The sequence below is a fragment of the Longimicrobium terrae genome, assembly GCF_014202995.1.
In the GTDB taxonomy this organism is placed as follows: Bacteria; Gemmatimonadota; Gemmatimonadetes; order Longimicrobiales; family Longimicrobiaceae; genus Longimicrobium; species Longimicrobium terrae.
The window spans coordinates 34973-41350 of sequence record NZ_JACHIA010000012.1 but is presented as its reverse complement, the minus strand read 5'-3'; the positions used below and the strand labels follow the sequence as shown (position 1 = coordinate 41350).

Annotated in this window: 7 protein-coding genes; 2 read left to right on the top strand and 5 right to left on the bottom strand. The window is 69.7% G+C overall.

Annotation, left to right across the window (positions count from 1 at the left end):
• Positions 1–5: 5 nt before the first annotated feature.
• The 5 genes from HNQ61_RS18055 to HNQ61_RS18035 form a co-directional block, all read right to left on the bottom strand.
• Positions 6–1061 carry a saccharopine dehydrogenase family protein gene (locus HNQ61_RS18055; RefSeq protein ID WP_170034809.1) on the bottom strand — a complete coding sequence of 352 codons (1056 nt, stop codon included), beginning with the start codon at positions 1059–1061 and terminating at the stop codon, positions 6–8.
• Positions 1062–1227: 166 nt separating this feature from the next.
• On the bottom strand, positions 1228–1485 hold the full coding sequence (locus HNQ61_RS18050) for a hypothetical protein (RefSeq protein ID WP_183685736.1): 258 nt from the start codon (positions 1483–1485) through the stop codon (positions 1228–1230).
• A gap of 753 nt (positions 1486–2238) precedes the next feature.
• A complete protein-coding gene (locus tag HNQ61_RS18045) occupies positions 2239–2529 on the bottom strand; it encodes a hypothetical protein (protein WP_170034811.1) in 291 nt (96 codons plus the stop codon).
• Positions 2526–2783 carry a hypothetical protein gene (locus HNQ61_RS18040; protein WP_170034812.1) on the bottom strand — a complete coding sequence of 86 codons (258 nt, stop codon included), beginning with the start codon at positions 2781–2783 and terminating at the stop codon, positions 2526–2528. Before HNQ61_RS18040 ends, HNQ61_RS18045 begins: the two co-directional genes overlap by 4 nt.
• 178 nt (positions 2784–2961) lie before the next feature.
• On the bottom strand, positions 2962–3792 hold the full coding sequence (locus HNQ61_RS18035; protein ID WP_170034813.1) for a hypothetical protein: 831 nt from the start codon (positions 3790–3792) through the stop codon (positions 2962–2964).
• A gap of 314 nt (positions 3793–4106) precedes the next feature.
• Here HNQ61_RS18035 and HNQ61_RS18030 point away from each other — a divergent pair, with 314 nt between their 5' ends.
• Positions 4107–4853 (top strand): SDR family NAD(P)-dependent oxidoreductase, encoded by a 747-nt coding sequence (locus HNQ61_RS18030; protein WP_170034814.1) that lies wholly within the window; start codon positions 4107–4109, stop codon positions 4851–4853.
• A gap of 274 nt (positions 4854–5127) precedes the next feature.
• A complete protein-coding gene (locus HNQ61_RS18025; RefSeq protein WP_205761520.1) occupies positions 5128–6021 on the top strand; it encodes a hypothetical protein in 894 nt (297 codons plus the stop codon).
• The last annotated feature ends 357 nt before the right edge of the window (positions 6022–6378 follow it).

Below are 6378 nucleotides of genomic sequence, written 5' to 3'. Positions count from 1 at the left end.
CTTCCCTACTCCACATCCACCCGCTCCACGCCCTCGAACTCCGTAATCCAGTCCGCGCCAAAGACGCGCGACGGCGTCTGGAATCCGGAAGGCGCGTGGCCGGCCAGCACGCGGCGCACGGCTTCCACGGCGGTGCGGGCGGTGAGCGTGTAGCCCTCCGGCGCGCGCATGCGGCTCACGGCACGATGGCCGGCATTGTCCTCCGCCTCGCCCCAGAGCAGGGTGAGGCCGCGGGCCCGCTGCTCCGGCGTGGGCCCCGCCGGACCGCGGCGGATTCTGCGCTTCATCAACCCCTGCACCGGCGCGGAACCCGTCAGCCATCCCAGGCGCCGCGTGGCGCGCAGCAGCCGGGCCTGCCGTGAGGGCATCCGGGTGTACACCTGGATGTCGGGGATGCCGGTGCTGTGGAACGCGGTCGATACGTCGCCCCACGGAATCGTCGTGACGGCCACCGGCCCGCGCCCGAAATCCACCTCGCGCGTGGCCCATGCGGCCGGCACGCGGGTGATGCGGCCGTCCCGGCGCACCGCTCCGCCCTGATCGATGGATTCGGCCATCGTGTTCAGCGTCCCGCGCGAGGGCCCGCCGACGGTCTGAAACGCCAGCGACAGCCGCGTGGCCCCAGGCAGCCGCCGCTTGAGATGCGCGGCCAGGCAGTCGGACGGCACCACGTCGAACCCCGCGCCCGGCAGCAGCATGACGCCCGCCGCGCGCGCCTGCTCGTCGCGGCGGGCGGCGGCCTCAAAGACCGCGATCTCGCCGGTGATGTCCAGGTAGTGCGACGACGTGCGCAGGCACGCCTCCACCATGGGCCGCGACGTGCGCGAGAACGGCCCCGCCGCGTGCAGCACCACCCGCGTATCGCGCAGGGCGGCGTCCAGCGCATCGTTGTCATCCAGCGCGAACGTGCGATACGGAACGCCCAGTTCCGCGGACTGCGCCGCCAGCGCCGGGCCGTCGCGCCCGGCCAGCAGCGGCGTCAGGCCCGCCTCGCGCGCCCGTTCCGCGATCAGGCGGCCCGTGTATCCGTACGATCCGTACAGAAGAAAGTCGGCCGGCATCGGTCTCTGGTGGATGAGGAACGGGCGGTCCGCCGCGCCACGTGTGTGGCGGGCAGCCGCCCGTTTCCCGTCATGCGCAACCCGCGCGCCGGATCGCCGGAACGCAGCGCGGCGCGGCCCCGGAATGGAGCCGCGCCGCGTGGATGTTTCCGCTGCGATGAAGCAATTACCAGAGGCCGTGCCTGGCCTCGTGCCGCGCGAGTGTTCCGTCCTGCCGCATCTTCAGGCAGGAGTTGTCGAGTCCTCCGAAAGCGTCATCGAACGCCGCCGTGTCCGCCGCCGTGCTCGACCGCCGGTACATGACCGTGCAGAGGTGGAGCCGCCGGTTCCAGTTCATCTCGATGTAGAACAGCGCCAGCATTACGGCGATGATGCCCGCCGCCTGCACCACCCACGCGGGCGGGCGGAAGCCTTGGCGGTCCATCGGGTCCGGTCGTCCAATCCAGTATGTCATGCGGATGGATACGAAACCGGCGCGAACCGTGTTTCATCCCTTCCCGGAAAGCTCAAACGAAAACGCGCGGCGGAGTAGATCCGCCCCGCCTCTTTGTTATCTCTCCTCAGCCGACGCCCCCCGCGCCCGGGAAGCCTCGTAGCGCGACACCGTACCATTGCGGCGCAGCAGGCCGCACTTGTCGTCCGCCGGCCGTGCCCCCGCCGGGTATTCCGCATCCACCGCAGCCGTATCCGCGGCTGAGCGTGCCCCCGCGTACTTCTCAAGACAGGAACGTGCAGCGCCGTGGGGCCCGTTCATGACGATGAGGATCAACGTGGATCCGTACCAGGCCATCAGAAGCACGCCAAAGATCCCCAGCAGCGCGGGTCCAATCCACGGCTGATTCCTGGGCAGAAGGCCGGCCAGCCTCATCTCGCCCCCGCCGATGTTCTGCGTGATGCCTGATGCCGGGCGATTGTGCCGTCGCGCCGCATCATCCCGCACGTGGTGCCACTCGTTGCTCTCCCCGCCGCGATAAACACATCGACCTTGGACGAGCCCTCGGCTGTCCGCGCCACGGCGTACTCCGCGATGCACCGGTTGATGGGCCGGTCCCACGGAAGGACTGCGTAGGCGAACGCCACCAGAGAAGCGATCACGACGATGGGGATCCCCACGATGGATCGTGCCGGGACGCCGTCCCACGGCCGAGGCCTGCGCCTGCGTTTCGTCATCTCCGGCTCAGCGGTCGGGGTGCGAGGCCTCGTATCGCGCCAGCGTCCCGTTGCGCCGCATCAATCCGCATGTCAGCGCGTTCGTGTCTTCGGACAGGGTGAACGCATCGATACGGGCCGTGTCGGCGGCCGTGCGTGCCGATTCATACTCCGCGATGCACAGCTTCGGTGATGTGTCCCACATGGACGCGGCATACCCGAATCCCGCCAGGCACACGGCGACGACGATCACAACGGCGACGATTGATCCTTTGGGGATTCCGTCCCACGGCCGGGGGGTAGGTCTGGGTTTCGTCATTCAGACTCAACGGCGGGGTGCGAGGCCTCGTAGCGCGCCAGCGTTCCATCGCGCCGCAGCATTCCACAGGTCTCCTCATAAGGTCTGCGACTTACCAGCGTTCCGTCCGCCGCGGCCGTGTCGCGCGCCGTTCGGGCGCCTTGATACTGGAACCGGCAGAACCGGCTGCTGCCGTCCTCGCCGTCCGAGGAATACACGATGGAGCCGGCCAGGACGAGCACGGCAGCGGTGGTCAGGACCGCCCTCACATCCATCCCGTCCCAGAACCTTGGCGTGCGTTTTGGCCGAGTCATGCGAGGGCGTACGTGATGGGCCCGCGGCGGGTTTCCGCTGTGCCGATGGCGCGGATCGCATTAGATGAACGGAAACGGCGCCGCGGAGAGTTCTCCGTGGCGCCGTTCGCTGTCGTGATCCGGATGGCTCCGGCGCGGATCAGCGCGGGGCGGCGGCCTGCCCCAGAATGCGCGCGCCCAGCACGCGGCCGCCCTGGTCCGTCACGTACTCCACCGTCTGCCCGGCCGGCGTGCGCACCTGCCGCACCAGCTGCCCCGCGGCGTTGGTCGTCTGGCGCAGCGCCGGAAGGCTGGTGAGCGCGCCCAGGTTCTGCTGCCCCACCACGCGCCCGGTGGTATCCAGCGTCCGCGTCACCAGCCCGCCCGCGGTGGTCAGCGTGGTCTGCACCGTCTGGCCGAGCGTGTTGACGGTCTGCGTCAGCACGCCGCCCGGCTGCGTAAGGTTGTTCAGCGTCTGGCCGACCGTGCCCACCGTCTGGCTCACCACGCCGCCCGGCCGCAGCGCCGTGTTGGCCACGCCGCCCACGGTGTTGAGCGTGTTGTCCACCGCGCCCAGCAGGCTGGTGACGATCTCCGGATTGCGGTCCAGCGTCTGAACCACGCGCGTCACGATCCGCGCGACGTTGTCCAGGTCCACGTACAGAAACGCCTGCGCGCCCACGCCCTGAATGCGCAGGCCCACGCTGTCGATGTGCACCGTGGCGCCCGCATCCAGCGAAACGAAGTTCAGCACCCGGGCCCGCGCGGAAAGCTGCGCGTCCAGCGTGTCGACCGTGAGGATGATGGAATCCACCGACAGGCGGGGCACCTCCAGCACGACGTCGTAGTTGGCCGTGCCCTGGATGGAGTCGATGCCGGTGCGCGGAGCGGCGGCCCGGACCTGCGCGGCCGGCCGAGTCTGCGCCGCCACGGGCGCCGCGGCCACCACCAGGGCCAGCGCGGCCCACACCATCTGATGCCCTCGAATCACGGTCGCCTCTTCAGTCCCTCGGTGCGTGGCCCCGCGCGCGGAACCGTCCGCCCCCGCCGGTTGTGGCGATGGGCGGAGCAGCCGGGGTCAATTTCCATGCCTTGTGCCCGGATTGGCATCGGGCCGGGGTGTTCCGGGTGGATTCGACGACGACGCGGCCGAGCCTCGGTCTCACCAGCACGCGCGAATGCCCACGGTGCATTGCTAAGCGGAACGAGATTCCGTATTATGTGGAATCGTGTTCCGCTTGGGTGCGCCGCGTCATACATCCGGTGACGCCCGGCATCTCGAGTTCAACTGAGGAGAGGTACATCATGCATGACAGGCGCGTGGCTCTGGTCACCGGGGCGAACCAGGGGATCGGTCTCCAGATCGCAAAACAACTCGTCGCGCACGGTCTGACGGTGCTGGTCGGCGCGCGCGACCTGGAAAAGGGCAGGGCAGCCGCCCGGGAGATCGGCGAGGGTGCGCACGCTATCCAGATCGACGTCACGAACCAGGCATCCATCGCGGCGGCGGCCGGGCGCATCCGCGGCGAGTTCGGCCGGCTGGATGTGCTGATGAACAACGCGGGCATCTCGCGCGCACAGCCGGATCAGCCGTTCGACGTGGCGATCCGGACCAATCTTCTGACCGATGCGCCCATCGAGGATGTGCGCACCGTGTTCGAGACGAACGTGATCGGCGTCGTCGCGGTCACGCAGGCCATGCTGCCGCTGCTTCGCGAGGCGCCCGCCGGACGCATCGTCATCACCGCCACCTCGGGCGGTTCGCTCACGCTGAACTCCGATCCAGCGAATTCTCACCGCCGGATGTTCGGCAACTACTCGGCATCCAAGGCCGCCGCGCACGCGGTCATGCTCGGCTTTGCCCTGGCGCTCGAGGACACGAACATCAAGGTCAACGCGGCCTGCCCGGGCTTCACCTCCACCGCGCTGAACAACTTCCGCGGCACCCGCAGCCTGGAAGAGGGCGCGCGCGAGCCGGTGCGCCTCGCCCTCATCGGCGACGACGGCCCCACGGGCACCTTTTCTGACGAGAACGGCCCCGTTCCCTGGTAAGAGCCGGTCGCGTTCGATGGACCGCGGGGATCGGCGTGCGTGTCCCGCGGCGGCGGCCCGTTCGCGTCCTCCGCGCAATCACGGGGAGGGCACGCACAACCCGCCTTTCGGGCCGGTCCGGCGGGCGCGAGACGTCGAGCATCCGTGCATCTGTCATCGTGCTCACCCGGTCGAAAAAGCGTGCTCGTGTGACGGATCTGGCATTGGGCCGGGATCTTGCGAAAGGCGCCGCCCACGGGAAGGCCGGCGTACACGGGTGAGGGAGAGACGCAGAATGCACGGACCGAGCAGGACCGCCGCGCTGGCGGTGGTGGCGATCGCGACGCTGGCGACGGCGGCGGATGCATCCGCGCAGCGCAGGCGCGCGTCCAACGAGCCCGCGGCGTCGTGCCTGCAGACGCCGCAGGCCACGCAGCCCCGCACCGAGCACGCGCCCCCGGCCGACCAGCGCGGCTACGACGTGGTGCTGGACGTGCCCGCGCTCTGCGTGGACGCCATTACGCTGGGCGTGCGCAACCTGGACGTGCATCTGGCGCTGGACGCGCAGGTGGCCAACCTGGTGCAGATCAGCGCCGGCGCCGACGTCCGCATCGCCAGCGTAGACCTGGGATTGTACGGCGTGCAGGCCCAGGCGCTGCTGCTGGTGGACCTGGACAACGTGTACCAGGTGGTGGACCGCACCATGACGTTCGTCGACAACAACCCGCAGATCGTGGCCGCGCTCACCAACACGGTGAATAACGCGGTCGGCACCGTGGGGCAGGTGGGCAACACGCTGCTGCAGCCGGGCGGCGTGGCCAGCCAGGCGGTGGGCGTGGTGGGCCAGACGCTCGACAACACCACGCGTCCCGGCGGCCTGCTGACGCAGACCGTCAACACGCTGGGGCAGACGGTGAACACCCTGGGCCAGACGGTGAACACCATCGTCACGCCGACGGGGCAGATCCTGGAGCAGACGCTGGATACGGCCGGCCGCGTGGTGGGCTCCAACGCGATTGGCGACGTGCTGCGCCTTCCGGTAATCAGCGAAACCGCCGGCACGGCGGGCGGGCTGGTGCGGCAGGTGCGCGACACGGCGGGGCGCACCATCGAGGTGACGCTGAACCAGGCCGGCCAGGTCACGGGCACGCGCGTGCTGGGGCAGGCCACCGGCGCGGTCCGTCCCTGACCGCTTCGGGATGATGGACGGATGAAGAGGGCCCCACCGCACCGCGGTGGGGCCCTCTTCTTTTTCCGCCTCGTGTGTGATCGAGGATGAACAGCACGGCGAGGGGGCGGCGTCCGTGCGATCCGCATGGTGTGTCGCGGCCGCGGGCAGCCCTCACCCCCCGGCCCCCTCTCCCGCAAGCGGGAGAGGGGGAGACCTCAGAGCGGGGGCCGACGACGGTGTGGATCGGCTTGCTGCGGCCCGGCGGGTGGAACTGCGCCTCGAGATATACGAAGTCGTCCCCGCGGACTGGCTGCCGTATCCCCAAACGCAGTTGAAGCCCCGAACCGGACGCGCCAGCGGCCGGTGTCGGGGCTT

Excerpts from the sequence above, each read along its gene's own strand:
- HNQ61_RS18055 (WP_170034809.1), bottom strand. The coding sequence starts at position 1,061 with ATGCCGGCCGACTTTCTTCTGTACGGATCGTACGGATACACGGGCCGC.
- HNQ61_RS18050 (WP_183685736.1), bottom strand. The coding sequence starts at position 1,485 with ATGGACCGCCAAGGCTTCCGCCCGCCCGCGTGGGTGGTGCAGGCGGCG.
- HNQ61_RS18045 (WP_170034811.1), bottom strand. The coding sequence starts at position 2,529 with ATGACGAAACCCAGACCTACCCCCCGGCCGTGGGACGGAATCCCCAAA.
- HNQ61_RS18040 (WP_170034812.1), bottom strand. The coding sequence starts at position 2,783 with ATGGATGTGAGGGCGGTCCTGACCACCGCTGCCGTGCTCGTCCTGGCC.
- HNQ61_RS18030 (WP_170034814.1), top strand. The coding sequence starts at position 4,107 with ATGCATGACAGGCGCGTGGCTCTGGTCACCGGGGCGAACCAGGGGATC.
- HNQ61_RS18025 (WP_205761520.1), top strand. The coding sequence starts at position 5,128 with ATGCACGGACCGAGCAGGACCGCCGCGCTGGCGGTGGTGGCGATCGCG.